Below are 25080 nucleotides of genomic sequence, written 5' to 3'. Positions count from 1 at the left end.
TTATCCACTTTCATTGTTGCTAGCCTACTTACTACTATACCGACTTAGTGTGGATGCTCGAGCGCTAGCGCCAACGGCCGAGAACTGTGGCTTGAGTTTTCGCTTAGGCTTGATAGCGGTCATCGGAAACACACGTTTTTTCGCTAATATCACGTAAACCGCACTGCACCAAGGAAGGTAAGAAGACAGGTATTGCTGTAGTTTTGCTGCACCTTTCCATTTTTGCTGAAAAAATAACGTCGAAAACAGTACTTGCCGCTGCTCTACAATTTCAAAGCCCAACAACTGCAACCAATCTTTTATTCGATAGCTGGTAAAAAAACGCGCATCGTGTAACACATTGCTTCTTTTTACCGGTAAGAACTTTGCGATTCCAGCCAAACTAAGTGGGTTAAATCCGCTGATAATGACATAGCCACTATGGGTAATAACTCTATCAACTTCACGCAATATTTCGTGCGGATCTTGCGCAAAATCCAACTCATTTGCTAACAAAAAGCCATCAATACTGTTCTCAGAAAATGGCAGGCAATGAGACTGCCCCACAACAAGGTTAGAATGTAATGATATGCCTGCCTTATCCGCAGGCAAGGTAGGGACGTGATTAATATGATGACGGATGGGGCTTCTATCTAACGTAATGGCAGAGCTTAACGTACCTAGTTTGGCAAAGTGATACCCGAAAATGCGCTCAGCATAATCATTACACACCGCGCTAACGGCGTGTTGTATATGCTCCCCTGCTGGAAAATCTTCCCAGCTATTTGGGTAGCGCAAAGGCTTGGCTTTAAACGCCGATTTGATAATCACTTAGCGCGCTCTTTTGTTGCTCTGCTGTTCACAAGCTCCTATAGTAACGCATAATTCTACCTACACAAGCAGGTACATCATGACCCAAGACACCTTACCGTCAGGTTTAACAATTCACCCCATTCCCGCTTTTACCGACAATTACATTTGGTGTATACACAATAAATCAAATGCTGTGGTGGTTGACCCAGGCGATGCACAGCCAGTGCTAGAGTATGTAAAAGCCAATGGGTTAACACTGTCTGCTGTGCTTATTACTCACCACCATCGCGACCACACTGGCGGAATTGCCAAATTGGTGTCGGCACACCCAGAACTCCCCGTTATTGGTCCAAGAGGCGGGCATATTCGCGGCTTAACCAAGTCGGTTTCACAGGGCGATACCGTCACTTTACCGGTGCTAAAAATGGCGCTACAGGTAATGGAAGTCCCTGGGCATACATTAGATCATATTGCCTTTTTTGGTCACGGCCTTGTATTTTGTGGCGACACGCTATTTTCAGCGGGCTGCGGCAGGTTATTTGAAGGCTCGCCAGAACAAATGCTGCATTCGCTTAATAAATTAAAACGCCTTCCTGATAACACAAAGGTGTATTGCACGCATGAATACACACAAGCTAACGTGAATTTTGCGCTTGCGGTAGAGCCAGATAATAGCGCACTTGTGAATTATGCCCAGTGGGTAAAAACTACCCGAGACGAGAACAAACCCACACTTCCTTCAACGCTTAAAGAACAAAAGGCCATTAATCCTTTTTTGCGCTCTCATGAACTTTCTGTAAAAACAGCTGCCGAAGCCTATTGCGAAAATAGCCTAGCTGATGATGTTGCCGTATTTGCTGCAGTTCGTCGCTGGAAAGATGAGTTTTGATGCAAAAGCAAGCTAGTTGCCGTAATATGGCAGGTTTGCAGTGCTCCAAGAGGTTTCTTCATTTATGCAGTTGAAGTTTTTTCCGCTTTCGCCTTTGTTGTTGGCGTTAGGTTTAACGGGTTGTCAGCTAACTAACAATGACGCAGAAAACGCACAATTAGAAAGCAACGAAAAAGCGGCGCTAGAAGCCTGTTCGGTCCTCCACGCTACCGAAGATGCAATTGCCGATTGTGAAGTTGCACGCGATGGCGTTATTGATGTCGTCCATCCAAACGACGACGTATTAGAAGACGTGGCTGATGCCACTGAAACTCCCGAGATAACCACTGAAGCGGTGATCACAGACGTATGGGAGCGTGCCAGTGCGAAGTTCGCACTTACTATTCCCGATGATGCTCGCGTCACAGCACAGAAAAAGTGGTATTTGAAGCACCCTGAATACATGTCTCGTGTAGTAAAACGCGCCAAGCCATTTTTGTACTACATTGTTGAAGAAATTGAAAAGCGCGACATGCCAATGGAGTTGGTACTGCTACCCATTGTAGAAAGCGCATTCGATCCATTTGCCTATTCACATGGTCGAGCCGCAGGTATGTGGCAGTTTGTCCCCGCAACAGGCAAGCGCTTTGGTATGGATCAAACCTGGTGGTATGACGGTAGACGCGATGTAATTGCATCTACGCAAGGTGCCCTTGACTATCTCACTTATCTTAACAAGATGTTTGACGGCGACTGGTTACATGCCTTAGCGGCCTATAACAGTGGTGAAGGCCGAGTTATGCGCGCGATTAAAAGTAATAAGCGTGCCGGTAAGCCTACTGACTTTTGGAACTTAAGCCTTCCAAGAGAAACTCGCGCTTACGTTCCTAAGTTGCTCGCGCTTGCCGATATTTTAAAGCACAAAGAAGAATATGCTTTTGCATGGCCCGAAGTTGAAAATGTTGCCGTTATTAAAGTTGTGGATATTGGTTCACAAGTCGACTTAGCATTTGCGGCTGACCTAGCGGGCCTTTCGCTAAAAGAACTTCACGGTTTGAACCCTGGTTTTAACCGCTGGGCTACCTCACCAGAAGGCCCTCACCGTCTTGTGCTGCCCCTTGATAAGGCTGACGCGTTCTCTCAGGCACTTGCCAAAATAGACCAAAAAGAACGTCTCAATTGGGTTCGTCACACTGTGAAATCCGGCGATAGCCTTATAAAAATCGCAAAGCAATACCGCACCACGGTTAAGGTGATTAAGCAAGTCAATGAACTCGATGGCTCGATGATCCGTGTTGGGCAAGCCATTATGGTGCCTGTGGCTCTGCAAGAACTTGATAGCTACTCTTTATCTCAAGAGCAACGCTTGGCAAGCTTGCAAAATAGCTCATCGTCAAAACAAAAGGTTCGTCATACGGTTCAATCAGGTGATACGCTTTGGGATATTGCGCGTAAGTATAAAGTCGGTACGAAGCAACTGGCCAAATGGAACGGCATGGCGCCAGGTGACATGCTGCACCCGGGCAAAACACTGGTAGTATGGCTTGAAGGAAAATCTGACGGTGGTATTACAAAGCAGTTAACTTATACCGTTCGAAACGGAGATTCACTGTCACGCATTGCGAGCAAGTTCAATATTAAGGTCGCCGATATTAGTAAGTGGAATGGCTTGAATGCAAAGCGTTACTTACAACCGGGTCAAAAGCTTAAGCTCTACGTTGATGTAACACGTTTAAACTCTTCAGGCTAAACGCCAACCATAACGTTAAAACTGGATACGGACATGCTAAAAATTAACCGAGAAAATTTGCGCAACAGCCATGAAACCCCTTGGTTAATTTTAGATTTAGTCATGCTAGGTGTGCTTTTTGTCAACTTAGCATGGCTCATCTTTGATTCTCTGTATGCCACTGATTTTGTTTATAGCCAGCTGGGAGTTTACTTCCCTGCCCTCATTAGCGCATACGATCCCATTCACCACAATTTCCTGCTAGTAGACCTAGTATTCATAGGCATTTTCTTCACTGAGTTTTGCTTCAGATGGATAGTGGCCATCGTACGAAAAGAGCACCTGCGCTGGTATTTTTTTCCGTTCTTACACTGGTACGACATTATCGGCCTAATACCTACAGGTGCCACCCGACTATTTCGTTTCCTACGTATATTTTCGATACTGCATCGCCTGCATAAGTTTAAGATTATCGACCTTAACCAAACCGCGATTTTTCGCTTTTTCGCCTTCTACGCCGATGTTTTTGTAGAAGAACTGAGTGATCGGATTGTAGTGAAAGTATTAAGCGATGCACAAAAAGATATTTCAGCAGGCTCTCCTCTGCTAGACGATATTAATGAACAGGTACTCGCCCCACGACGCCCTGTTATCACACAGTGGCTTGCGGGCGTCGTTAATCACTTAGGCAACTCGATAAGCAGTGATGAGCATGGCGAAGCTATTAGAGAGCATGTTAGAAAAAGTGTTGGCAAAGCGGTACGTGCGAATGCACAGGTGTCGACGCTGAATTATCTTCCTGTGATTGGGCGAACTATTGAAAACACCTTAGAAGAATCGGTAACGGACATAGTGACATCATCGTTAGTCAATTTACTCAGCGATTTAGACTCAGAACGCATTGATCACTTTATTTCAGTGGGTATGCGTGACTACACCCCTTCTGCGGATGCACTAGATAAAGAAGTGCTGAGCGTGGTGAATGAATGCTTGGAATTGGTCAAAGCTCATGTCGCCCAACAGCGCTGGAAATCGCATCTTATGCAGAAAGAATCAGCAATTCCAACAGATAAGCCTGATATTAATTAGGTAGCCTATCTCTGTGTGGTAGACAGAATAATACTGGTTTCACTGTTTAACACGCCGCCAGTGTCACGCACTTGTTTTAGAATACTATCTAGGTGTGCCAGGCTTTCGGCGGTAATTACAATTAACACATCCCAATTGCCATTTGTGGTGTGAAAACGCTCTACACCATCTAACTTTCTTAACTTGCTAATGAGCTTAGTGGTGCTTAGGCCTTCTAGTTCGACCGACATTAGTGCTTTTATTTTGTCAGGCTGCAACTGCTCGTTAACACGCACTGTGAATGCCTCGATAACGCCCGTATTAACTAACCTGTCTATACGTTTTTGTACTGTATTTCGCGAAAGAGATAATACTTCTGCAAGCACCGTCACAGGCGTACGAGCATCCCGTTTTAATATATCGAGTAGCTCTCTATCTTTTGCGTCCAAATCAACAAACACGACTAACCTCACACTATGGAAAACACATGCTTAACAATACAGAACCATGAACTACGCACAATGTAGTTCAATTTGCACAATATGCTCAACTTAAATATCAGATTGTAACATGTTGACCATGGTTGAAATTGTAATGCAAAGCATAAAATAGCCAAGCTATGTAGTAGACAAGTTATTAAGGCCATTAGAAATTTATGCAAACCAATTACGCCGTATCTACCAAGTCAATTATACCGAACACTGTACTAATGGTGCGCCCTAACGCCTTCCGCCCCAACGAGCAAACGGCTAAAGACAATAGCTTTCAGGCGCCTCTTGATATAGTGAATGCGAACACGTCTAAAATTTCAGAAGATGCGAAGCGAGAATTTGACGACATGGTAAGCACCTTACGTAGAAATGATATAAACGTAGAGGTTTTTGAAAGCGAAGAAAAAAATACGCCTGATTCGGTATTTCCGAATAACTGGCTTAGCACTCACCCCAATGGCTTATTAATTACGTATCCAATGCACTGTGAAAACCGCAGAGTAGAGCGTCGTGACGATATTGTCAGTTATCTGCAACAGCACTACAACGTGCAGCAAGCTGTAGATTTGTCTTTTCTTGAAAAAGACGGACACATTGTTGAGGGCACAGGGGCGATGGTTATCGATCACGTAAACGCGCTATCCTATGCTTGCCTTTCCCAGCGCGCCAATAAAACAGCTGTAACATTGGCTTGTGAAGCCATTGGCTTAACGCCTATATGTTTTAAAGCGTTTGATACTTCTGGTACGGCTGTTTACCACACCAACGTAATAATGTGTGTGGGCAGTGACTTTGCCATTGTTGCTACCAGCATGATAGAAGAAAGCGACAAAGATATGGTGCTTTCAGCGCTTAAGAAGACAGGTAAAATAGTTATCGATATCAGCGAAGAACAAGTGAATAGTTTTGCAGGAAATTGCTTAGAACTTTTGAATAGCGGTGGAAAACGCTTATTACTTCTGTCAAAAACTGCTTTCGATTCATTGAATGAAGCGCAATTAGCATTACTACCTGGTGATCTTACTCTACTCCCCATCGCTGTTCCTACTCTTGAAATGGGAGGAGGCTCTGTTCGTTGCATGGTGGCTGGCATTCACCTTCAACATAAACGCCCGTACCGCACTAATTACAATGTGTGAACATCGTAAACCAATAACTTTAAAGTATAAAATAAGAAAGCCCACAATAAGTGGGCTTTCTCGACTCAAAATACAACAAATATTGCTACGCTTTTCGCCACGTTGTTCCGCTTGGGCCGTCTTCTAATACAACGCCTTTCGCTGTTAGCGCATCACGCGCAGCGTCAGCAGCAGCCCAATCTTTTGCCGCACGTGCATCGTTGCGCTGCTTGATAAGCGCTTCAATTTCTGCCACTTCGTCGTCGTTACCTTCACCGCCTTTCAAGAACGCATCAGGGTTGCTTTGTAGCATGCCCAAAATTGCACCCAAGCCTTTTAATACAGCAGCTAACTTGCCAGCTTCACTCTGGTTATCTTTCTGACGATTAAGCTCACGGGCCACTTCAAACAACACTGAAAAGGCTTCTGGTACGTTCAGATCATCATTCATTGCCGCTTCGAAGCGCGCTAAATAACCGCCATAAGACAAATCAGTCGTGTCATCAATGTCTACGCCACGCAATGCCGTATACAAGCGTTCTAGGGCAGCTTTCGCCTGCGTAATGTTGTCTTGCGAGTAACTTAACTGACTGCGATAGTGTGCAGACATCAAAAAGAAACGCAACGTTTCTGAGTCATGCTCTTTTAACACATCTCGTAATGTAAAAAAGTTACCTAACGACTTTGACATTTTCTCGTCGTTAACTTGCACCATGCCTGTGTGCATCCATACATTCACGTACGGCGTGTCATACGCGCAGCATGACTGTGCAACTTCATTTTCATGGTGTGGGAAGATAAGGTCAGACCCTCCACCGTGAATATCGAAGTGCGCGCCCAAATGCTTGTGATTCATCGCCGAACATTCGATATGCCAGCCAGGACGGCCTTCTCCCCATGGTGATGCCCACGCGGGTTCACCTGGTTTCGTCGATTTCCACAATACGAAATCTAATGGATCATCTTTGCCTGCAGCAACTTCAACGCGCGCGCCAGCATTTAGCTGTTCAAGGTCTTGCTTGCTCAACTTTCCGTAATCATCAAACTTACTTACATCGAAAAGCACGTCGCCGCTTTTTGCTTGGTACGCATAGCCTTTATCAACCAAACGCTCAATAACCGCGATAATTTCGTCCATATGGCCACTCACTGTTGGCTCAACATCGGGCTCCAGCAAGTTAATAGCTGCAAAGTCTTCGTGCATCATTGCAATGGTGCGCTTAGTTAATGCTTCAAAGCTCTCACCATTTTCATTGGCACGCGCAATAATTTTGTCGTCAATATCAGTAATGTTTCGTACGTATTTAACGTCAAGCCCTAAGTGGCGCATGTAACGCACTAGCGTATCGAAGCTTAAATACGTTCTCGCATGACCCATGTGACACACGTCATATACGGTGATACCACACACATACAAACCCACTTTCCCTTCTTCAAGCGGAACAAACTTCGCTTTTTCACGGGTTCGGGTATTGTAAAGATGTAGCATGTCTATATTTCCTGTATATGTCGTTTTGGGGCGCAAAGTTTAGCACTGTCGGTATATAAATGGTATTGCAAATGGCAAGCCTTTTACCCCTATGTTCGCTTTTGCGCTACTCTTTACAGTACTTTTTACGATACTATTACGCACACTTTTACATTTACACACAGGACAAACCAAAATGGTTACACTAAAAACAAACTTTGGTGACATCAAACTTGAGCTATTCGAAGATAAAGCGCCTAAAACAGTGGCTAACTTTATCTCTTATGTAGAAGACGGTTTTTTCGATAACACTATTTTCCACCGCGTTATCAATAACTTCATGATCCAAGGTGGCGGTTTCACCCCTGACATGGATCAAAAAGACACAAAAGCACCTATTGAAAACGAAGCCGACAACGGTGTTGCTAATGAAGTAGGTACTATTGCAATGGCACGTACGCAAGATCCACATTCAGCGACGGCACAGTTCTTTATTAACGTAAATAACAACGACTTCCTAAACCATTCAAGCAAGAGTGTTAACGGATGGGGCTACTGTGCATTTGGTAAAGTAGTAGAAGGCATGGACGTTGTAGAAAAAATTAAAGCAGTGAAGACTGGCAACCACGGTTATCATCAAGACGTACCGGTAGAACCTGTTGTAATCGAATCTGCAACAGTATCTGAATAATTCACTGTCCATACGTAGTATACAAGCCGTATCAATGGATACGGCTTTTTCGTCTTTAGTAAAATCTGATCAGTTAAAGAATTTCTATGTCGTTTACCTACTTTATCGCCGATTTACATTTAAGTGCTGACCGCCCGGATATTACCGAATGCTTAATGCGTTTTTTACGTGAAGATGCCATTGATGGTGACGCACTTTATGTACTGGGAGATTTATTTGAAGTATGGATTGGAGACGACAACGTTACACCGTTTAACACCGAAATTGCAGCTGCATTTAAGAAGGTAAGTGCCCACTGCCCTATCTACTTTATTCACGGTAACCGCGATTTTGCGATACGCGAAACATGGCTGAATAAAGCAGGCATGACGTTACTTAATGAGCAAGAAGTTATCGACCTTTATGGCACGCCTACACTACTTACTCACGGTGACGAATTGTGCACAAAAGATGTGGCCTATCAAAAGTTTCGCAAGAAGTCCCGTGGTTGGTGGTGGCCTAGATTAATGCTAGCCCTACCTTTGTGGTATCGACAACGTGTTGCCGATAATGGGCGCGCCGAAAGTAAAGCCAACCAAAAGAACCTCAAGCCTGAGATTATGGATGTTACGCCAGAAGAAGTAATTAAAGTAATGGAAAAATGGGGGGTTCAACGCATGATCCACGGACATACTCATCGTCCAAATATTCATTCACTCACGGCCAATGGAAAGCCTGCGTCTCGTATTGTATTAGGCGATTGGTATGATCAAGGCAGTGTATTGAAGGTCACCCCCTCAGAAGTTATGTTACAACATCACAATTTTAAGTAAGAAAATCTGACACATACAACAGGTTAGACCACTTTTTTATGACAATTGAACGTGTTCGTTCTATCACTCAGCAAAATGCTAAGTCCTTAATTTACCAGCTTTATTGAACAGGCAATCAATAAAAACACGTTATAGTTTTACACTTATGTGACATTTGTGACAGTTTTGCAATATATCTGTCAAAGAAGTGTCACCACATCTTCCTACGCTCTCTGTCGTTTTGTAGTTGAGGCTTCACGGATAACGAATGCACTTAGCTAGAAACCTACGTCTAGACATACCCATATCCGATTTTAATAAAAACGTGTAGGAAACAATCATGAATCGTAACTGGAAAGTGGCATGCACCGCAGTTGCTTTTGCGGTATCAGCTGGGCTGCAAGCCTCAGTGTTACCCGAGCATCAAACCAATAGCGCTTGGTTCACAGACGCGCAAACAAAAATTACGCAGAAATTAGCAACCAATAATAAATTTAAAGCAAAAAACGTTATTCTTTTTGTCGGTGATGGTATGGGTATCTCAACCCTTACTTCAGCGCGAATTCACAAAGGTCAGCTTGCGGGTAACCCTGGTGAAGAAGGTTACTTGAGCTTCGAAACTTTCCCTCACACTGCTCTGGTAAAAACCTATAACGTAGATGCGCAAACACCAGACTCAGCGGGCACAATGACTGCGATGATGTCGGGTCTTAAGACTGACGTAGGCGTAATTGGTGTTGATGAAGACATTGAGCGCGGGAATTGCGCAACCGTTGCGGGTAACGAAGTTATTACAGCTCTAGAGCTTGCTGAGATTAAAGGCTTGTCAACGGGAGTTGTTTCTACAGCACGTATAACTCACGCAACACCTGCTGCAACTTACGCAAAATCAGCCGATCGTAACTGGGAAGATGTTTCAGACATGCCTGAAGAAGCGGTAACTGGCGGCTGTAAAGATATTGCTGACCAGCTAGTGAACTTTGAAAGCTACCTTGAACAGCGTTACACGGGCGTAGATGTAGATGGCATAGAAGTCGTAATGGGTGGAGGCCGTCGTCACTTCCTTCCTAAAGACGAAGCATTTAACAGTCCAGATGCACAAAGCGATGTAGAAGGCGATCGTACCGACTCTCGCGACCTCACAGCTGAATGGCAAGACATGTACGAAAACGGCGTGTATATCTACGACCAAGCCGGTTTCGATGCAATTGACACTGAAACCACAGAGCGTGTTTTTGGTTTGTTTAACGAATCTCACATGCAATACGAAGCTGACCGCGCTAATGACATTGCTGGTGAACCGTCAGTAGCCGAAATGACCGAAGCCGCTATCAACATTCTTGATAACAACGAAAACGGTTTTTTCCTTATGGTTGAATCTGGCCGTATTGACCATGCGCACCACGCTGGTAATGCTGCCGGTGCACTTACCGATACCCTAGCGTTTGAACAAGCAGTAATGGCTGCGGTAGAAAACACAGATCCATCAGAAACCTTAATTCTTGTTACCGCCGACCACGGTCACGTATTCACTATCGCTGGCTATCCAAAACGTGGTAACCCCATTTTAGGCAAAGTGGTCAATGTGGGCTCAGAAGAACCTGCTACTGCATCTGATGGCACACCTTATACAACACTAGGTTACACCAATGGTTTGGGCTTTCGTGATCTTGGCGACGAAACGAATTCAGACGTTACCTATGGTTTAGACAACTCAGCGGGACGCGTAGATTTAACAAATGTTGATACAACCGCACCAGGATATCACCAAGAAGCACTTATTCCGCTAAGTTCAGAAACCCACTCGGGTGAAGATATAGCGTTACATGCTACAGGACCTGGCAGCCAACTTGCGCAAGGCGTGGTAGAGCAAAATGTTGTTTTCCACTTAATTAATCAAGCGCTTGGCCTTGTGAACGAGTAAGTGGAGAAGAACAATGAATGTATTTAAATTAAGTGTAATAGCAGTTGCGGTAGCGGGTCTTTCTGGTTGCTTTCTTGAAGGCGATGACGGTAAAGATGGCGTAGATGGCCAAAACGGTGTTGACGGTACAAACGGCTTAACCAGTCTAACTGTACAAACTGAACTTGCTGTTGGCGATGCCAACTGCCCTAACAGCGGCCTTCGCATTGATTCTGGTGTTGATTCAGATAGCGATGGTACATTGGCAGAAGCGGAAATCACTGCAACAAGCTATGTATGTGTACCGGGCGTAAGCAGCGTGAGTAGCAGTGAACTACTGACCAGCTTGAACAACGATTGGTTCGTGGCGGCGCAAACAGAAGTTGAAAACAATAAGCAAGTTTGGATGAATGCAACCTCAGGTAGCGCATCGGCTTCGTCAAACGTTGAGGTAGCAACGGTAAGTTCACAACAAGAACTAAACGCAATGGTTGAAAACCTTCGCGGTACAGCGAAAAACGTTATTCTTTTCGTGGGTGACGGCATGGGTGTTTCAACAGTTACTGCCGCACGCATTTTAGATGGTCAGATGAAGGGTCTGGCGGGTGAAGAAAACCAACTTAGTTTTGACCGCTTCCCATTCTCTGGACTATCAAAAACCTACAATGTTGATGCGCAAACACCTGACTCTGCCGGCACGATGACCGCGATGATGAGTGGTATCAAAACCGATGTAGGTGTTATCGGTGTAGATGAAGATATTGAACGTGGCGATTGCAGCACGGTTACAGGGAACGAGCTAGTTACTGCACTTGAATTGGCTGAAATCGCGGGCAAATCAACTGGGATCATTTCAACTGCACGTATCACTCATGCAACGCCTGCGGCAACCTATGCGAAATCGGCAGATCGTAACTGGGAAGACATTTCAGATATGCCGGAAGCTGCGGTTACTGCGGGTTGCACCGATATCGCAGACCAGCTTGTTAATTTTGAAGCGAATCTAGAAGCAAACTTTGAAGGCCTTGATGTAGATGGAATCGAAGTTGTTATGGGTGGTGGACGTCGTCACTTCTTACCCAAAGATGCCGCATTTAATAGCCCTGATGCAGCAAGCACTGTTGAAGGTGATCGTACTGATGGACGTGACCTTACGGCAGAGTGGCAAGCAATGTACACCAATGGTGTTTATGTTTACGACCAAAGTGGTTTTGATGGTATTGATACAGAAACCACAGAACGGGTATTCGCTTTGTTTAACGAATCTCACATGCAATACGCTGCAGACCGTAAGAACGACATTGCAGGTGAACCTTCAATTGCAGAGATGACAAGTGCTGCTATAAACATCCTTGATAACAACGATGAAGGCTTCTTCTTGATGGTTGAGTCTGGACGTATTGATCACGCACACCATGCCGGTAACGCCTACGGTGCGCTGCACGATACCATTGCTTTTGCTGAAGCAATTGCTGCGGCAGACGCACTCACTAATGATGAAGATACGCTGATTATTGTTACTGCTGACCACGGTCACGTATTTACTATCGCAGGCTACCCTAAGCGCGGTAACCCAATTCTAGGTAAAGTCGTTAACGTAGGTGCAAATGACGCAGCGACGGCGGCAGACGGCACTCCTTATACAACGTTGGGTTATACCAATGGCTTGGGCTTTAGAAACCTAGGTGATGTTACCAACTCTGATGCCTCGTATCTTGATGGCCCTGATACTGGTCGTAAAGACATCACCGATGTCGATACCACTACACCTGGTTATCACCAAGAAGCACTTATACCACTAGGTTCTGAAACCCACTCGGGTGAAGACGTTGGTATTTATGCGAAAGGCCCTGGCGCATTCCTAGTGAATGGTACGAACGAGCAAAGTGTTATTTTCCATGTTATGGATTTTGCCGGCGACTTTGTATCAAAAGCTGAAGAAGCAATGGAATAAACACATTCATTACGTGTTTTAGCGGTAAGTAGGCCGCACAACAGTAAGACCAAGGGGCAATAACGATTGCCCCTTTCCCTTGGAGTAATCTATGAAAGCACTTATCGTTTCATTGGCGCTTTTAACCATTCAAACACTATCATTTGCTAACGCAACATCATTGTCTTGTGAAAACGACATGAAAAATCTCATGGCGACTTACAACATTAACGTTGAGCAAGTGAATAAACCCATTCGCACAACAAGCATGAAGCTGTGGCGTAATGACAACAAGGTAGCACACGAGTACCCCGCGACAAAAATTACAGAGTCTTGGACACTGGTGCGCAACAAATTAATAAAACCAACCCGCTTCTTTGATGCACACGAGCGTGCCATCGAATATCAAAGCGGTGAAACCATTCACGGTGTGCGAGAAAATGACTTTTCATATCGCTACCAGCTTATTAGCGATACCCTTTTAGAAAAAATGACGCTAACCAAAACAGACGAAAAAGGCTGTGACACAGTACAACACTACACCCTTGAACAAGGACAAACGGTGTATTTGCTATCATGGTTACCTCATCAAAAATTGATTAAGCACTTTTCTGTAGCCTCACAGCGCAGCACGCGAACGTGGTCATTAGAAACAGTGGATTACAACATCGATGTCGCTGCGTTTTTTGCCAAAAGAGACGCATATCAGTCAACTGACTATGCCGACATTGGCGATGATCACACCGATCCATTTTTAACAAATATGGTAAACCAAGGCTTTATTGAAGCGGGAGCTAGTGGCTACTACGACACGGATGGCCATGCTATCGGCGAAGCACATACTCATTGATTTATTGTGAGCGGTTAAATCACACTTGGTAAATGTAGTGTTTGCATGCAAAAACCTGCCGGTACAAACCAAAATATTAAGCAGCATTGAATCTTGCTGCTTTTTATTTTTTAAAGGCTAATCAGTTGGTAATATGTGCGCAGATACTATGCTAAAGTTCTAAAGTTTATCACTGGCTATATTATCTGTCTGTGGTATAAAAGAGCTTCAATGTTGCTCATCATGGACGGTGTAAATGACAGATATCCTTCTTTCCCCCGCTAACTTTTGGTTCAGTATTGCGCTGTGTGCAGTGCTTATCGTCCTGTTTCTCGAGCTTGTCAGTATGCTCTTTGGCATAAGCTTATTAGGTATGGGCGACGATTTAGGCGAAATGGATAGCGACAGTGTACTGGGCTCTGAATTCGCAAGTTGGCTGAACATAAATCGCGTTCCTTTTCTGGTGTGGTTAATTGTACTGTTAACCTTGTTCAGCCTTGTAGGCTTCATTTTAAATGGCGTAACGTCACTACTCATATCCTCCGCGTTACCGGGGTTTATTTCTGTTCCAGTATCTTTGGTGTTGAGCTTGTTAGTGACATCAAAAACCGTGTTAGTTATTGCTCACATCCTCCCTTCTATCGAATCGAGCGCAATTAGCAGTGACGAATTTGTTGGCGCGGTTGCCGAGATCACTATTGGCCGTGCTTCACGAGGAAACCCCGCAGAAGCAAAATTTACAGATAACTATTCACAGCCTCATTTTGTGCTTGTTGAGCCTTTTGAAGAAAAAGAGCTTTTTGCGCAAGGCGAGCGTGTCATTCTTGTTCAAAAAAATGAACGAAGCTGGTTAGCAACGCGCTACCAATAACCTAAAAAGAGATAAAAGTATGGATACTCTTCAAACATCTAGCTTGCCGTCAATACTCTTTATTGCCGGTGCCATTGTAATAGGCCTTATTGTTATTGGGCTTATTTTTGCCAAATTGTACAAACGCGCAACAAAAGAAACTGCCTTTGTAAGAACGGGTTTAGGCGGCGAGAAAGTCATTAAAGATGGCGGTGCACTTGTACTGCCAGTAGTGCATGAAATTATTCCGGTTAACATGAATACCTTGCGTATTGAAGTTGAGAAAATTCAAAAAGATGCGCTTATTACCAAAGACAGAATGCGCGTTGATGTAAAAGCGGACTTTTACCTACGCGTAGCGCCTAATACCAATGGTATTTCGATGGCCGCCCAAACGTTAGGTACACGGACTACACGTGCAGAAGAAGTTAAAAAACTGATGGAGTCGAAGTTCGTTGATGTTCTACGTGCAGTAGCAGCAGAAATGAGCATGACAGAAATGCACGAACAGCGTGCTGATTTTGTGCAAAAAGTACAACAAAGTGTCGCTAACGATTTGGAAAAGAACGGCTTGGAGCTTGAATCAGTAAGCTTGACTGGATTTGACCAAACAGACCTACAATTTTTCAATGAAAACAACGCATTCGACGCAGAGGGTCGTGCGCGTCTTGCTAAAATCATTGAAGAAAAGCGCAAAGAAACCAACGATATTCAACAAGAAAACCGTATTCTTATTGAACAACGTAATCTTGCTGCAGAAAAGCAGTCGCTTGAAGTGAAACGTGATGAAGAAGAAGCTCGCCTAACGCAAGAACAAGTGTTGGCATTTAAGCGCCAAGAGCAGAAAGCAGAAATTGCGAAACAGCGCGAAATGAAAGAGCGTGAAGAGCGCGAAGCTGAAATTGCGAAAAACCGCGCTATCGAAGCGGCTGAAATTGAGAAGTCTCGTGAAATTGAAACTCAAGAAATTGCGAAGCGTCAGGCCCTAGAACAAGCACGTATACGCCAACAGCAAGAAGTTGAAGTATCTGAACAGGTGAAACAAATTGCCGTTGCCGTTAAGTCAGAAGAAGAGTCTGCTGCACGCGCCAAAGCAGCTGATGCCGAAAAGCAAAAAGTAGAAAAGGAAGAAGCGGTTAAAACAGCACGCTCGGTGGCAGAAGCAGAGCGTAGAAAACAAATTGAAGTTATTGATGCCCGCAAAGAAGCTGAGCGTGAAGCGGTAGGTATTACGGTTGAAGCACAGGCGAAAAAAGAAGCGGCGGAAAACTCTGCAGCGGCTATTTTGACCGAAGCGAAAGCATCTGCTGATGCAAAAATGCTACAAGCAGAAGCTGATGAAAAAGTATTAGCCGTTGAAGCACAAGGTAAACAGGCGCTATACGAAGCCGAAAATACGCTTAAGAATGAGCAAATTGAGCTACAAAAAGCATTGGCAATGCTTAAAGTATTGCCTGAACTTGTGGCCCAAGCTGTTAAACCTATCGAAAACATTGAAGGTATCAAGATTCTGCAAGGCTATGGCACTGGCGGCTCAGCTAACGGTGAGCACAGCGTTGCAAGTGCTGGAACGGGACTTGCTGACCAAGTTACGCAAGCGGCCCTCAACTACCGCGCAAATGCGCCTTTAGTTGACTCCATGCTTCGCGAAGTAGGTTTGGTTGATGCAGAAAACGGTACATTGGAAGACTTGGTTACCGGCAAGAGTGACATTATTACTCGCACCACCAATGTTGCTCCTAAGCCAGTAAGCACAGAACCTATGCACTTAAACGGCAATTCATCAAAAGATGAGGCTCCTGCCGAGTAACTAAAACGCATAGTACGAAACCAAGAAAGCCCCTTTTGTAGGGGCTTTCTTATTTGGTTAAGGCGCGGGTATACATTGAACTAATGCTCAGTCGAGTAACCAGCAATAGATGTAGCTTGAATAGTAAAGCAAGCGCTATCGCGCGCAATACACACCTGATGCGCACCAGACATCGACGCAAGGTCGTTGTAGTCACTAAGCGAAATTGAAGCAGCCGCTTTCTCATCAATATGGGTTACGATGTCCCCCACCAGTAAATCAGTTTCACTAGCAGGTAAATTTGGGAACACGTAGCGCACTACAAAATCGCCACTGCGTATTTTTCGTAACTCTAACCCCAGTAAATTGTAGTCGGTAACAAATGGCTTTTGTGGCTCTAAGTAAAACGCGTTGTTGTTGTAATCAATAACTGTTTTAAATTGGTTCATTAGCGCATTACCTAATACCCACCAGTCGTCTTCATCATCGCTTGGAATAAGGTTCACCTTAACGTTATCTATCGTGATATCGCCAAGCGCTAGTTGCGGTAACGTTACTCTATCGTGTTCTACCTTACCACTTAAGCCAAAATCAGCGGCTCGCACGCGTGTTGAAGTAATGCTGATGTCATTAGACTCAACATAGGCGGTACTAAGTTTTACATAGTGACGGCTGCCAGTATCTATGATGAAGGGCTCGTTTACCCTCACAGTGTCATTAAATGCGAGCTCGCCATCTACAGAAATCTTATTTAAAAAGCTGTTCATGTCTAATCGAGTCGCCTTTTCACTGGCCTGGTAAGCGTCTTGTGACAACACAATAGTATTTGCGTTTGCATCAAATTCCCACGTGAAGTGACGCATCATATCGTGACCTATCACGCCATCGTAAATGGCTTCATCCTCTCGCAGATAATAATGTGTCTGGGATACGGGGATCATAGCCGCTTTCATATTATCGAAATACACCCCACCTAAATCGATGCGCTCAATATCCGTTTGATAGGCTTGACTATTGCCTTCTTCGCCCCATCCAGTAAGCGCTAGGTCAAATCCGCGAGGCAAATTGAGTTGCTGAACTTTTGGGGTGTCCATTAAGATAAGAAAGCGTGCGCCCGTATCTAACAAGAATAATAGCTTCTCTCCATTAACTGTTGCATAGACGTAGGGTTTTTCCCCCGCATATTCTGCATCTAACGTAATTTTTGACTGTGCAGTGTAAACAGGTTCAACATCGTCGTTAATCTGCATCATTCGAAGTGAGTTAAAAACATGGCAGCCAGAGAGACTGGAACATAGCAGTGCGATACACACTATAGAGCGTTTAGTTTTATTGAACATGATAATAACCATTTATTTCGTTACCGTGCCCTAACGCTAGCAATTTAGCTGTGAAGCAAATGTGAAATGCCGGTATGTGTGCTTTCACATCCATTTCACGATTACCCATTTACCCTAACGTCAAAATTGATTGGGGTAGATATTATGTCAAAGCACAACAACTCATGGATTGAACTGCGAGACGTTTCACAAGCGTTTCGCGCCGAATCGCGAAACATTGTTCTGTTTGAAAATGTAAATCTTTGCATCCGACAGGGCGAGTCGTATGCCATCACCGGCCCATCAGGTTCAGGAAAGTCAAGTTTGTTAATGCTGGCTTCAGGACTTGAGACACCTACTACGGGAAGCGTGGTAGGCTGCAGTGAAACCAAGACCCACTCCATAAATGAACTGCGTTCAGAAATTGGCTTTATTTTTCAACAATTTCACCTACTTCCTGAACTTGATGCGCTTACTAACGTGGCCCTTCCGCTTAAACTTAGAGGCAATAAAGCGGCAACCGACATTGCTAAACAATGGCTGGAAAAAGTAGGACTAGCACACAGATCGACTCACAAGCCTTCTCAACTGAGTGGTGGCGAGCAACAACGTGTTGCAATAGCGCGAGCGTTAGCGTTCTCGCCTAAATTTATTTTTGCTGACGAGCCTACAGGAAACTTAGACTCACAAAGTGCAAAGGAAATCGCAGACCTACTCTTTGCGTGTTGTAAAGACAATGGCGCAAGCTTGATATTGGTAACGCACAGTGAGCAGTTAGCCGATAAGGCTATGCATCAACTGCAGTTTAATGAAGGCAAATGCTCATGGAAAAACCCTTTAATACAAGGAGAGCATTGTGCGTAAACTCACTTTTCCTCTAGCATGGAGCCTATTTTTAGACGATATCGCATCATCGCATTACCGTTTGCTACAGATGACCCAAGCAATAATGATGGTGTTTATTATCACCCTAACCTTAGCCAGTGAATCAGTGCAAAACCATTTGTCACTCAACATGGCTAACTTACTTGGTGCAGATGCAGTCATCTCAACGTTTGGTGCACTGCCAGATTCACACATTGAACAGTTGAAAGCACAGAGCAATGCGTTCATTTTCACCCAAAGCATAAAGACAACGTTAACCTATAAAGAGCGCTGGCAGTCAGTAACGCTTAAAGCAGTAGGTAATAGCTATCCACTTAAGGGGCAATTACAAGTATCTGACGCTTTGGATCAGGCCCCCTACCCTCCGCTTTCACCTCCAACGCCTGGAACCCTATGGATTGACTCTCGTCTAGCTTCAAGCCTAGGCGTTGACGTTGGAGAACGCTTATCCATCAGCCGGTTATCCTTAGTCGTTTCACATATAGTGCAGCATGAACCCGACAGACTTTTAGAGGGTCACAATGTGGATATGCGTGCGCTACTTCACAAAGACGACTTTAATAAACTTGGGTTCAGTGATGACAATATTGAGTATCGCTATCAAATGAATGCCAACGATGCGCAGCTTAAACGTATTGTTGCATATCAAAATAGCACCTTGCTAAGTACTCAGTTACGCCATCGTAATGGCGAGCATCCATTAGCCCTTTTTTGGCAACGCACCGAGAATTTCATAGGCTTAGCCTCGGTGCTATTGCTGTTTATGGCGTCTATCGCTATCTTTCAAATATCTCGCCTTCAAATAAAAAAAGAGCAATTCTTCGCCGCCGTGTGCATGAGCGTAGGCGCTTCGCGAACACAAGGCTTTTATATATCTTTGGTTAAGTGGGTACTTCACCTACTTCTATTGTTTCCAGTAGTGTTAATTGTCGCTACGTTGAGTCATTGGGCGCTGGTAAGTTGGCTCTCTGATTCGTTGGCGTCTTTACATTGGAAACCTAATATTGCAACAACCGTTTTTTCCTTTATCGGCTGTGCGTTACTTGTAGCGTTGTTTCAGCTACCCGTTTGGCTATCGTTAAAACACGCCTCTGTTAGACAACTTGTTTTTAATCTTCCCACTAAAAAGCGCAGTTTTTTAAGTGTTCTGTGTACTCTCGTTGCCATTACCTTTGTTACGTTTTCATACTCTGACAACGGTCTGTTAACCACTATGGTATTGGGTTCTATGGCGAGCTGTATTTTCCTTATCGCAATTGTTAGCTGGTTAAGCCTCGCACTAGGCGAAACAATTACAAAACGATATTCAGGTCTTATTCCCTTCACGACATTCATGATGAGAAAACGATTGGTTAGCAAATCTACACAAATTATGGGTGTGGGATTGTGCGCATTTTTGCTGTTGTTTACGTTGATGTTGCTGCGTGACCTTGGCAATACGATGCACTCATATAACCGCCAGTTCGATGGCAACTTAGTGATTTCGCAAGCGAACGAAAAACAGATGGATTCTGTAATGCAATGGGCAAACGAGCATGACGCGCAACTACGTCAACGAAAGCCTTTTGTATACGCCACACTAACTCGCATTAACCAACAGCGCCTAGACGATTTTGCAACCAGACCAAGCGAGAGCTTAGCCACCTTCAAACAAGCAATACGGCTACATTGGACAGACAACCTACCTGCAAACAATAAGGTTATCAGCGGCCAGTGGTGGAGCGATGACGCACAGCAATGGCAACAAGTCTCTGTTGAGCAGGAGGTATTAACAGATCTGGGACTTAACATCGGTGACGTACTCACATTTGCTATTGCAGGACGGGCAGTTGAATTTACCATCGCCGCAAGTCATGCCTACATCCCAGGGGCCGGCTCTATGACGTTTTGGGTGCAAATGCCTGCGTCAGCTATGTCACACATTGTGGCTCCTTACTACGTTATGGCGAGCCTTGAAGTGAGCGAAGCTAACTTAGCTTCGCTCGGCATATTGTACAAACAACACCCTTCACTACGTATGATTTCGATTCGAGAAATGACCCAGCGTTTTGATGACACCCTTGCCCTTGTGACACAAATCATAAGCGGTTTTGCGCTTATTATTGTATGTTTGGCCTGTATCGTTATTGTGTCTTCAGTGCTTACCTATGAACAAAGAGAACGCAAGAAAAATAGTGTGATCATGAGCTTTGGCTTACCGCGAAGGTTATGCCTTACGCTTAATCTTATAGAGTGGGTAATAACTGGCTCCATTGCAGCTTTCGGCGCTATGTTCGGTACGTGGTTGGCGGGAGTCCTCATTTATCAGTCGCAGTTTTCCATGACTTATCAACCCGATTTTGGCTGGCTAGCTACAGCGCTTTGTATAATCGTTTTAACCGTTGTACTTATAGGCTACCTTGCTAGTAAGCGTAGTCTTTCAAGCACAATTCGAGAGTTACTTACCGATTAGTACCATTTCACATTCGTTTCACGTTGAGTTGCATAAAGTGACCATGTAATTTTAAAGGAGACACTTTATGCAACGTATATTAACTCGAATTTTTTCGATTGTGTTTTTGAGTAGCGTAGTATCGTCGGCTTTAGCATCGAGTCGTGATGCGCAGACTCGTATATTGATGGTTGTCAGCGGCTATGGACAAGCTCAGGGCAAAGAGAAGCCTGGATTTGAGTTTGATGAATTTGCCAAGGCTTTTTTGGTATTCAGAGCTAACGGCGTAATGGTGGATATAGCCAGCCCAAATGGTGGCGCTGTTGAGGCCGACCAATACGACCCGAACAAAGCGTATAATCGTGAAGTATTGGCTGATGACGCAATTATGCGCAAGCTCAATAACACGCTAGCCCTTCGTGACCTCAGTGACCATAGCGCAGCGCAATACTCAGGTATTTTTGTCGTGGGTGGCAAAGGTGCTATGTTCGACCTTCCCTACAATGAGCCACTGCAAAACCTCATTGCAAGCATCTACGAAAAACAAGGTGTGGTAGCGGCAGTTTGTCACGGGCCAGCTGCGCTGGTAAACGTAAAGCTGTCTAACGGTGAATACCTTATTGCAGGCAAAACCGTAAACGGCTTTACTAATGATGAAGAACAACTATTTGGTAAAAAGTGGGCACCGCAATTCGATTTCATGCTTGAAGATAAACTCATTGCCAATGGCGCAAAATTTCAGTCCTCGGATATTATGCTTGAACATGTTGCCGTAGATGGCAACCTGGTGACTGGACAAAACCCTTCATCTACCATAGGCGTGGCGAATGCCATGCTTGAGGCGCTTAATATTAAAGTGAAGCCAACTACCGTGTATAAGGATGACCGCACCCTTGCACAAATCGCCGCTTACCTTGATGGTGACGACGCTGCGCTACAACACATTACCTCGTCACCGGAAACGCACCATATGGCCCTTGTGGGAATGTACGGCTATTACTATCTTCAGCTTGCCCCTACCGAGCACAAGCAACGCAAAGCCCTGGCCCTAATGTTACTCGCACATGAGGCAATTAATAATCCTGCGTTAGATGTGCAAATTGCTAAAACTCAATATCAACTGGGTGATACTATGGCAAGTAGGCAAACGTTGGCGCAAACGCTTAAGCAACATCCAGATTTTGAGCCTGCGCAGCAATTGTTAGCGACAATTTCGCAATAAGGAAATATCAGATGACAATGTCTAAAGGCTTGCACATACTGTTAATAGAAGACGAAGTCAGTATTGCAAAAAACATTGCACAATACATGGAGTACAAAGGGCATGTACTTGATTTTGCGGTACGTGGCGACCAAGGGCTCGATTTAGCACTCAATGCCTACTATGACGTTGTCATCCTTGATTTAAACCTGCCTAGCATGGACGGACTGAATGTTTGCCAAGCAATTCGTAAAAAGTCTGAACGCCATGTTCCAATTCTAATGCTTACCGCTCGTGACAGTATTGATGACAAAGTGTCAGGGTTTCACGTTGGGACAGACGACTACCTTACTAAGCCATTCTCGTTACAAGAGCTTGAAGTACGTTGTATTGCATTATCAAAACGCCACTTACTTCAAACTACCGATAAAATTGAACTTGGGCCGCTAACCATTGACCGTAAAAGCAAAACTGCGAGTCGCGATGGGCAGTCTCTATCATTAAGTTCAATGGGATTTAGGATCTTACAAATTTTAGCCGAAGCCCATCCACAAGTGGTAAGTCGTTCCCAGTTAACACAGCAACTGTGGGGTGATGAACCTACCGAATCTGATGCGTTGCGTTCTCACATCTACCAGTTGCGCAATGTGGTCGATAAACCCTTTTCCTCGCCCTTAATCAAAACCGTATTTGGTGCAGGCTTTGCTTTGTCCGTTGATGACAACAACGCAGTGTAATGGGTGATCAGTACTTATGAAACTCGCTAAACATAAATTTCACAGCTTAAGCCGTCGTATTATTTGGCGCTTTTGCTTGTTCACGCTCATCATTTCATCTATTTACGGTCTTATTACGCTGTCTTTGATGTATACGATAGAGGACAGCTTCATTGAACGAGGCGTGGCACAAGAAGCTGACTATTTAAAAGCGCAATTTAGCACCACGGGTCAGTGGCCTTCGCCAAGAACACCTGACATGCAACTGGTGTTTTCTGAAAGCGACCTCCCTGACGACATTAGAGCCCTTGCAATTGAAGAGCCTCAAAGGAAAGAATTCTTTGGTCAAAATGGACGTCACTATCATTTGTATCGCTTTAATGATCACCCCGGTACATATCTTGTTGCCGAAGTAAGCAAACAATTACTTGTACGCCCAATACGTGGTGGCGTCATTCAGTTTCTAGTGATAAGCGCTGCGACAGTAACCGTGATTGCCTGTTTGATCGCTTGGCTAATCGGGCGTCGCACCACCCGTCCACTCAATGAACTGGCAAGCGCAGTAGATGGCGTAGATATCACCACACTATCAACACAGTTTGCTGAACAGCGTTCTTCCTATACCGATGTAAACCACTACCCCAACAACGAGGTTGGCATATTGGCTCGCGCTTTTGATAGAACGCTAAAACGCATTGCAATGGCGATGGAGCGCGAACAAAGTTTTACTCGAGATGTGAGTCACGAGTTAAGAACGCCCCTCGCGGTTATTAAAAACGCTGTAGAAGTGGCTCAATTGAAGCAAAGCAGCAATAAAACTCATCACGATGAGCAGGTGCTCGAGCGCATTGCCAATGCCGCTGAGCAAATGGAAAGAACTGTCGAAACTCTTCTGATGTTAGCGCGTGAGGAGCACACACCATCTAGCAGCACTTCTGTGCAACTAATGCCACTTTTAGAGCAATCGATATTAGATAACCGCTTTCTACTTGAACATAAACCTGTCGAAGTAGAAATTAATGACAGTTGTAACGCTGACGTAACTGCAGAGCCCAATGTGCTAAAGGTTATTCTTGATAACATTGTGAGTAACGCGTTCAAATACACGCTTAAAGGTAGTGTTCTGTTTACGGTAAAAAACGGTACTCTTTATATCAAAGATACTGGCCCGGGAATTCAACAAGATATCGCTCATTTGGTTACCCGACGGGGCGTGAAGGGCGAACAAAGTACAGGGCTTGGCTTTGGTTTATCGATTGTAAAACGACTTTGTGAACATCAAGGCCTTGCGCTGACCGTTAGTAGCCCTTCTGACACTGCTGGCACAGAAATCACTTTGCGCTTTCATTAATACCTTTGTGTGAATCTGACGTACTGCCGACATAGCGAAAGTGAGAATACGTATCAGAAGACACCTCGTTAATTTCGCTAAACACAGCAAAACGCCCTTGCATGGTCATAGTGATGCTTTCAGGCAGTATCGCTTCGCCATTTTTAAAAAATGTCATATCAACCTTCAGTGTGTTAATGGTCGCAGCAAAAACTGGTGAGAAGCTTTCCGTATTGGTAATAGTTATCTTCTTGATAAACTCATTGGTGACGTTATAAATGAGCTGCCCATTTAGATACTTCGACGCATCTTCACCAAGCTTTTCAAAATTCACATCAAAATTTGCCAATACCTCACTTTCACCAGCAGACGATATTAAAAGACTATCTAATTTAATGAGCTCACTGAGTTTCAATGCAATATTTGTTTTTTGTTTTTGTTTTTCAAATGCCTTTAACGCTTTCTGGCTTGGCAATTGTTCATTTTTTTGTAGTAACGTCCATTGAGCAGAGCCCATCTCATTTGGCGAGTACGCTTCTACGCTGCTCGTTACTTTGCCTTCCTCATTTTCGTAGCGCGTCACGCGATATGCCCATTGGTTAATCGGTGTATTTTCAAAGTTGGTAATAGCCTCTGCTATAGCCTTTTTGTAATTATCAGGCAAAGGTGAAAACTCGCTTTTGGTCACCTCGTCGACAGCCAGTGCGTTACAGGAAGCAAGTAGCGCCAATCCTATTACACGGGCATAAAATGGCGAATGAAAAAAAGGTATTCTCATGGGTGTAGACCGTATTGATTAACGATAGAAGGCACAATAGCTGCGCGTATGTGAAACACCCGTGAAATAGCACTATAAACGCCATACACGTGAACTATTT

The 25080-nt window shown here is 44.4% G+C and carries 21 protein-coding genes; 16 read left to right on the top strand and 5 right to left on the bottom strand.

From position 1 onward, the window contains the following. Window positions 1–24: 24 nt before the first annotated feature. The gene (locus LHL20_RS05835) at window positions 25–804 is read right to left on the bottom strand and encodes a class I SAM-dependent methyltransferase (RefSeq protein WP_319003212.1); all 780 of its coding nucleotides are present in this window, start codon (window positions 802–804) and stop codon (window positions 25–27) included. Window positions 805–889: 85 nt separating this feature from the next. On the opposite strand from LHL20_RS05835, the gene gloB reads away from it, so the two are divergent. The 3 genes from gloB (at window position 890) to LHL20_RS05820 (ending at window position 4478) form a co-directional block, all read left to right on the top strand. Continuing rightward, window positions 890–1681 carry a hydroxyacylglutathione hydrolase gene (gloB, locus tag LHL20_RS05830; RefSeq protein ID WP_226432613.1) on the top strand — a complete coding sequence of 264 codons (792 nt, stop codon included), beginning with the start codon at window positions 890–892 and terminating at the stop codon, window positions 1679–1681. Window positions 1682–1745: 64 nt separating this feature from the next. Continuing rightward, a complete protein-coding gene (locus LHL20_RS05825) occupies window positions 1746–3410 on the top strand; it encodes a lytic transglycosylase (RefSeq protein ID WP_226432612.1) in 1665 nt (554 codons plus the stop codon). A 33-nt stretch (window positions 3411–3443) separates the two neighbouring features. After that, complete coding sequence (locus LHL20_RS05820) at window positions 3444–4478, top strand: ion transporter (RefSeq protein ID WP_226432611.1); 1035 nt, start codon at window positions 3444–3446, stop codon at window positions 4476–4478. 5 nt (window positions 4479–4483) lie between these two features. Here LHL20_RS05820 and LHL20_RS05815 read toward each other — a convergent pair whose 3' ends face one another. Beyond that, the gene (locus LHL20_RS05815; protein ID WP_226432610.1) at window positions 4484–4918 is read right to left on the bottom strand and encodes an Lrp/AsnC family transcriptional regulator; all 435 of its coding nucleotides are present in this window, start codon (window positions 4916–4918) and stop codon (window positions 4484–4486) included. Between the two features lie 194 nt (window positions 4919–5112). Here LHL20_RS05815 and ctlX point away from each other — a divergent pair, with 194 nt between their 5' ends. Next, entirely contained in the window at window positions 5113–6087 is a 975-nt protein-coding gene (ctlX, locus tag LHL20_RS05810; protein ID WP_226432609.1) for a citrulline utilization hydrolase CtlX, read from the top strand. A gap of 85 nt (window positions 6088–6172) precedes the next feature. Here ctlX and cysS read toward each other — a convergent pair whose 3' ends face one another. Continuing rightward, entirely contained in the window at window positions 6173–7555 is a 1383-nt protein-coding gene (gene cysS, locus LHL20_RS05805; protein ID WP_226432608.1) for a cysteine--tRNA ligase, read from the bottom strand. A 175-nt stretch (window positions 7556–7730) separates the two neighbouring features. Between cysS and LHL20_RS05800 the strand changes: the two genes are divergently transcribed. From LHL20_RS05800 to LHL20_RS05770, 7 genes are all read left to right on the top strand, one after another. Next, window positions 7731–8225: a peptidylprolyl isomerase gene (locus tag LHL20_RS05800; protein WP_202261847.1), complete on the top strand. Its 495-nt coding sequence runs from the start codon at window positions 7731–7733 to the stop codon at window positions 8223–8225. An 86-nt stretch (window positions 8226–8311) separates the two neighbouring features. Further along, window positions 8312–9037, top strand: a complete 726-nt coding sequence (gene lpxH / locus LHL20_RS05795; RefSeq protein ID WP_226432607.1) for a UDP-2,3-diacylglucosamine diphosphatase — start codon at window positions 8312–8314, stop codon at window positions 9035–9037. 319 nt (window positions 9038–9356) lie between these two features. Further along, complete coding sequence (locus tag LHL20_RS05790; protein ID WP_226432606.1) at window positions 9357–10940, top strand: alkaline phosphatase; 1584 nt, start codon at window positions 9357–9359, stop codon at window positions 10938–10940. 13 nt (window positions 10941–10953) lie between these two features. After that, on the top strand, window positions 10954–12873 hold the full coding sequence (locus LHL20_RS05785) for an alkaline phosphatase (RefSeq protein WP_226432605.1): 1920 nt from the start codon (window positions 10954–10956) through the stop codon (window positions 12871–12873). A gap of 91 nt (window positions 12874–12964) precedes the next feature. After that, on the top strand, window positions 12965–13702 hold the full coding sequence (locus LHL20_RS05780; RefSeq protein ID WP_226432604.1) for a hypothetical protein: 738 nt from the start codon (window positions 12965–12967) through the stop codon (window positions 13700–13702). Window positions 13703–13937: 235 nt separating this feature from the next. Then, window positions 13938–14552 carry an OB-fold-containig protein gene (locus LHL20_RS05775; RefSeq protein ID WP_202261851.1) on the top strand — a complete coding sequence of 205 codons (615 nt, stop codon included), beginning with the start codon at window positions 13938–13940 and terminating at the stop codon, window positions 14550–14552. A 19-nt stretch (window positions 14553–14571) separates the two neighbouring features. Further along, window positions 14572–16341, top strand: coding sequence for a flotillin family protein (locus tag LHL20_RS05770; RefSeq protein ID WP_202261852.1), 1770 nt, complete (start codon window positions 14572–14574; stop codon window positions 16339–16341). 80 nt (window positions 16342–16421) lie between these two features. Here the strand turns inward: LHL20_RS05770 and LHL20_RS05765 are convergent, their stop codons facing one another. Further along, entirely contained in the window at window positions 16422–17660 is a 1239-nt protein-coding gene (locus tag LHL20_RS05765) for an aspartyl protease family protein (protein ID WP_226432603.1), read from the bottom strand. Between the two features lie 144 nt (window positions 17661–17804). On the opposite strand from LHL20_RS05765, the gene LHL20_RS05760 reads away from it, so the two are divergent. The 5 genes from LHL20_RS05760 to LHL20_RS05740 all read left to right on the top strand — a co-directional run bounded on the left by LHL20_RS05760 (window position 17805) and on the right by LHL20_RS05740 (window position 24223). After that, window positions 17805–18503, top strand: coding sequence for an ABC transporter ATP-binding protein (locus LHL20_RS05760; protein WP_226432602.1), 699 nt, complete (start codon window positions 17805–17807; stop codon window positions 18501–18503). Next, window positions 18496–20976 carry an ABC transporter permease gene (locus LHL20_RS05755; protein ID WP_226432601.1) on the top strand — a complete coding sequence of 827 codons (2481 nt, stop codon included), beginning with the start codon at window positions 18496–18498 and terminating at the stop codon, window positions 20974–20976. The genes LHL20_RS05760 and LHL20_RS05755 overlap by 8 nt, the downstream gene beginning before the upstream one ends. Before the next feature lie 67 nt (window positions 20977–21043). Beyond that, window positions 21044–22177 carry a type 1 glutamine amidotransferase domain-containing protein gene (locus LHL20_RS05750; RefSeq protein ID WP_226432600.1) on the top strand — a complete coding sequence of 378 codons (1134 nt, stop codon included), beginning with the start codon at window positions 21044–21046 and terminating at the stop codon, window positions 22175–22177. Between the two features lie 11 nt (window positions 22178–22188). Next, window positions 22189–22893, top strand: a complete 705-nt coding sequence (locus LHL20_RS05745; RefSeq protein WP_226432599.1) for a response regulator transcription factor — start codon at window positions 22189–22191, stop codon at window positions 22891–22893. A 16-nt stretch (window positions 22894–22909) separates the two neighbouring features. After that, on the top strand, window positions 22910–24223 hold the full coding sequence (locus LHL20_RS05740) for a sensor histidine kinase (protein ID WP_226432598.1): 1314 nt from the start codon (window positions 22910–22912) through the stop codon (window positions 24221–24223). Here LHL20_RS05740 and LHL20_RS05735 read toward each other — a convergent pair. Next, the gene (locus LHL20_RS05735) at window positions 24204–24980 is read right to left on the bottom strand and encodes a hypothetical protein (protein ID WP_226432597.1); all 777 of its coding nucleotides are present in this window, start codon (window positions 24978–24980) and stop codon (window positions 24204–24206) included. The genes LHL20_RS05740 and LHL20_RS05735 overlap by 20 nt on opposite strands. Window positions 24981–25080: the final 100 nt, after the last annotated feature.

The sequence above is a fragment of the Alteromonas sp. McT4-15 genome, from assembly GCF_020515205.1.
Lineage (GTDB): Bacteria > Pseudomonadota > Gammaproteobacteria > Enterobacterales > Alteromonadaceae > Alteromonas.
Note: the sequence above shows the minus strand (reverse complement) of the source record. Positions and strands in the feature narration are given on the sequence as shown.

Excerpts from the sequence above, each read along its gene's own strand:
- LHL20_RS05820 (WP_226432611.1), top strand. The coding sequence starts at position 3,444 with ATGCTAAAAATTAACCGAGAAAATTTGCGCAACAGCCATGAAACCCCT.
- cysS (WP_226432608.1), bottom strand. The coding sequence starts at position 7,555 with ATGCTACATCTTTACAATACCCGAACCCGTGAAAAAGCGAAGTTTGTT.
- LHL20_RS05735 (WP_226432597.1), bottom strand. The coding sequence starts at position 24,980 with ATGAGAATACCTTTTTTTCATTCGCCATTTTATGCCCGTGTAATAGGA.
- LHL20_RS05780 (WP_226432604.1), top strand. The coding sequence starts at position 12,965 with ATGAAAGCACTTATCGTTTCATTGGCGCTTTTAACCATTCAAACACTA.
- gloB (WP_226432613.1), top strand. The coding sequence starts at position 890 with ATGACCCAAGACACCTTACCGTCAGGTTTAACAATTCACCCCATTCCC.
- LHL20_RS05775 (WP_202261851.1), top strand. The coding sequence starts at position 13,938 with ATGACAGATATCCTTCTTTCCCCCGCTAACTTTTGGTTCAGTATTGCG.
- LHL20_RS05760 (WP_226432602.1), top strand. The coding sequence starts at position 17,805 with ATGTCAAAGCACAACAACTCATGGATTGAACTGCGAGACGTTTCACAA.
- LHL20_RS05790 (WP_226432606.1), top strand. The coding sequence starts at position 9,357 with ATGAATCGTAACTGGAAAGTGGCATGCACCGCAGTTGCTTTTGCGGTA.
- LHL20_RS05750 (WP_226432600.1), top strand. The coding sequence starts at position 21,044 with ATGCAACGTATATTAACTCGAATTTTTTCGATTGTGTTTTTGAGTAGC.
- LHL20_RS05765 (WP_226432603.1), bottom strand. The coding sequence starts at position 17,660 with ATGTTCAATAAAACTAAACGCTCTATAGTGTGTATCGCACTGCTATGT.
- ctlX (WP_226432609.1), top strand. The coding sequence starts at position 5,113 with ATGCAAACCAATTACGCCGTATCTACCAAGTCAATTATACCGAACACT.
- lpxH (WP_226432607.1), top strand. The coding sequence starts at position 8,312 with ATGTCGTTTACCTACTTTATCGCCGATTTACATTTAAGTGCTGACCGC.
- LHL20_RS05785 (WP_226432605.1), top strand. The coding sequence starts at position 10,954 with ATGAATGTATTTAAATTAAGTGTAATAGCAGTTGCGGTAGCGGGTCTT.
- LHL20_RS05740 (WP_226432598.1), top strand. The coding sequence starts at position 22,910 with ATGAAACTCGCTAAACATAAATTTCACAGCTTAAGCCGTCGTATTATT.
- LHL20_RS05770 (WP_202261852.1), top strand. The coding sequence starts at position 14,572 with ATGGATACTCTTCAAACATCTAGCTTGCCGTCAATACTCTTTATTGCC.
- LHL20_RS05800 (WP_202261847.1), top strand. The coding sequence starts at position 7,731 with ATGGTTACACTAAAAACAAACTTTGGTGACATCAAACTTGAGCTATTC.
- LHL20_RS05825 (WP_226432612.1), top strand. The coding sequence starts at position 1,746 with ATGCAGTTGAAGTTTTTTCCGCTTTCGCCTTTGTTGTTGGCGTTAGGT.
- LHL20_RS05745 (WP_226432599.1), top strand. The coding sequence starts at position 22,189 with ATGACAATGTCTAAAGGCTTGCACATACTGTTAATAGAAGACGAAGTC.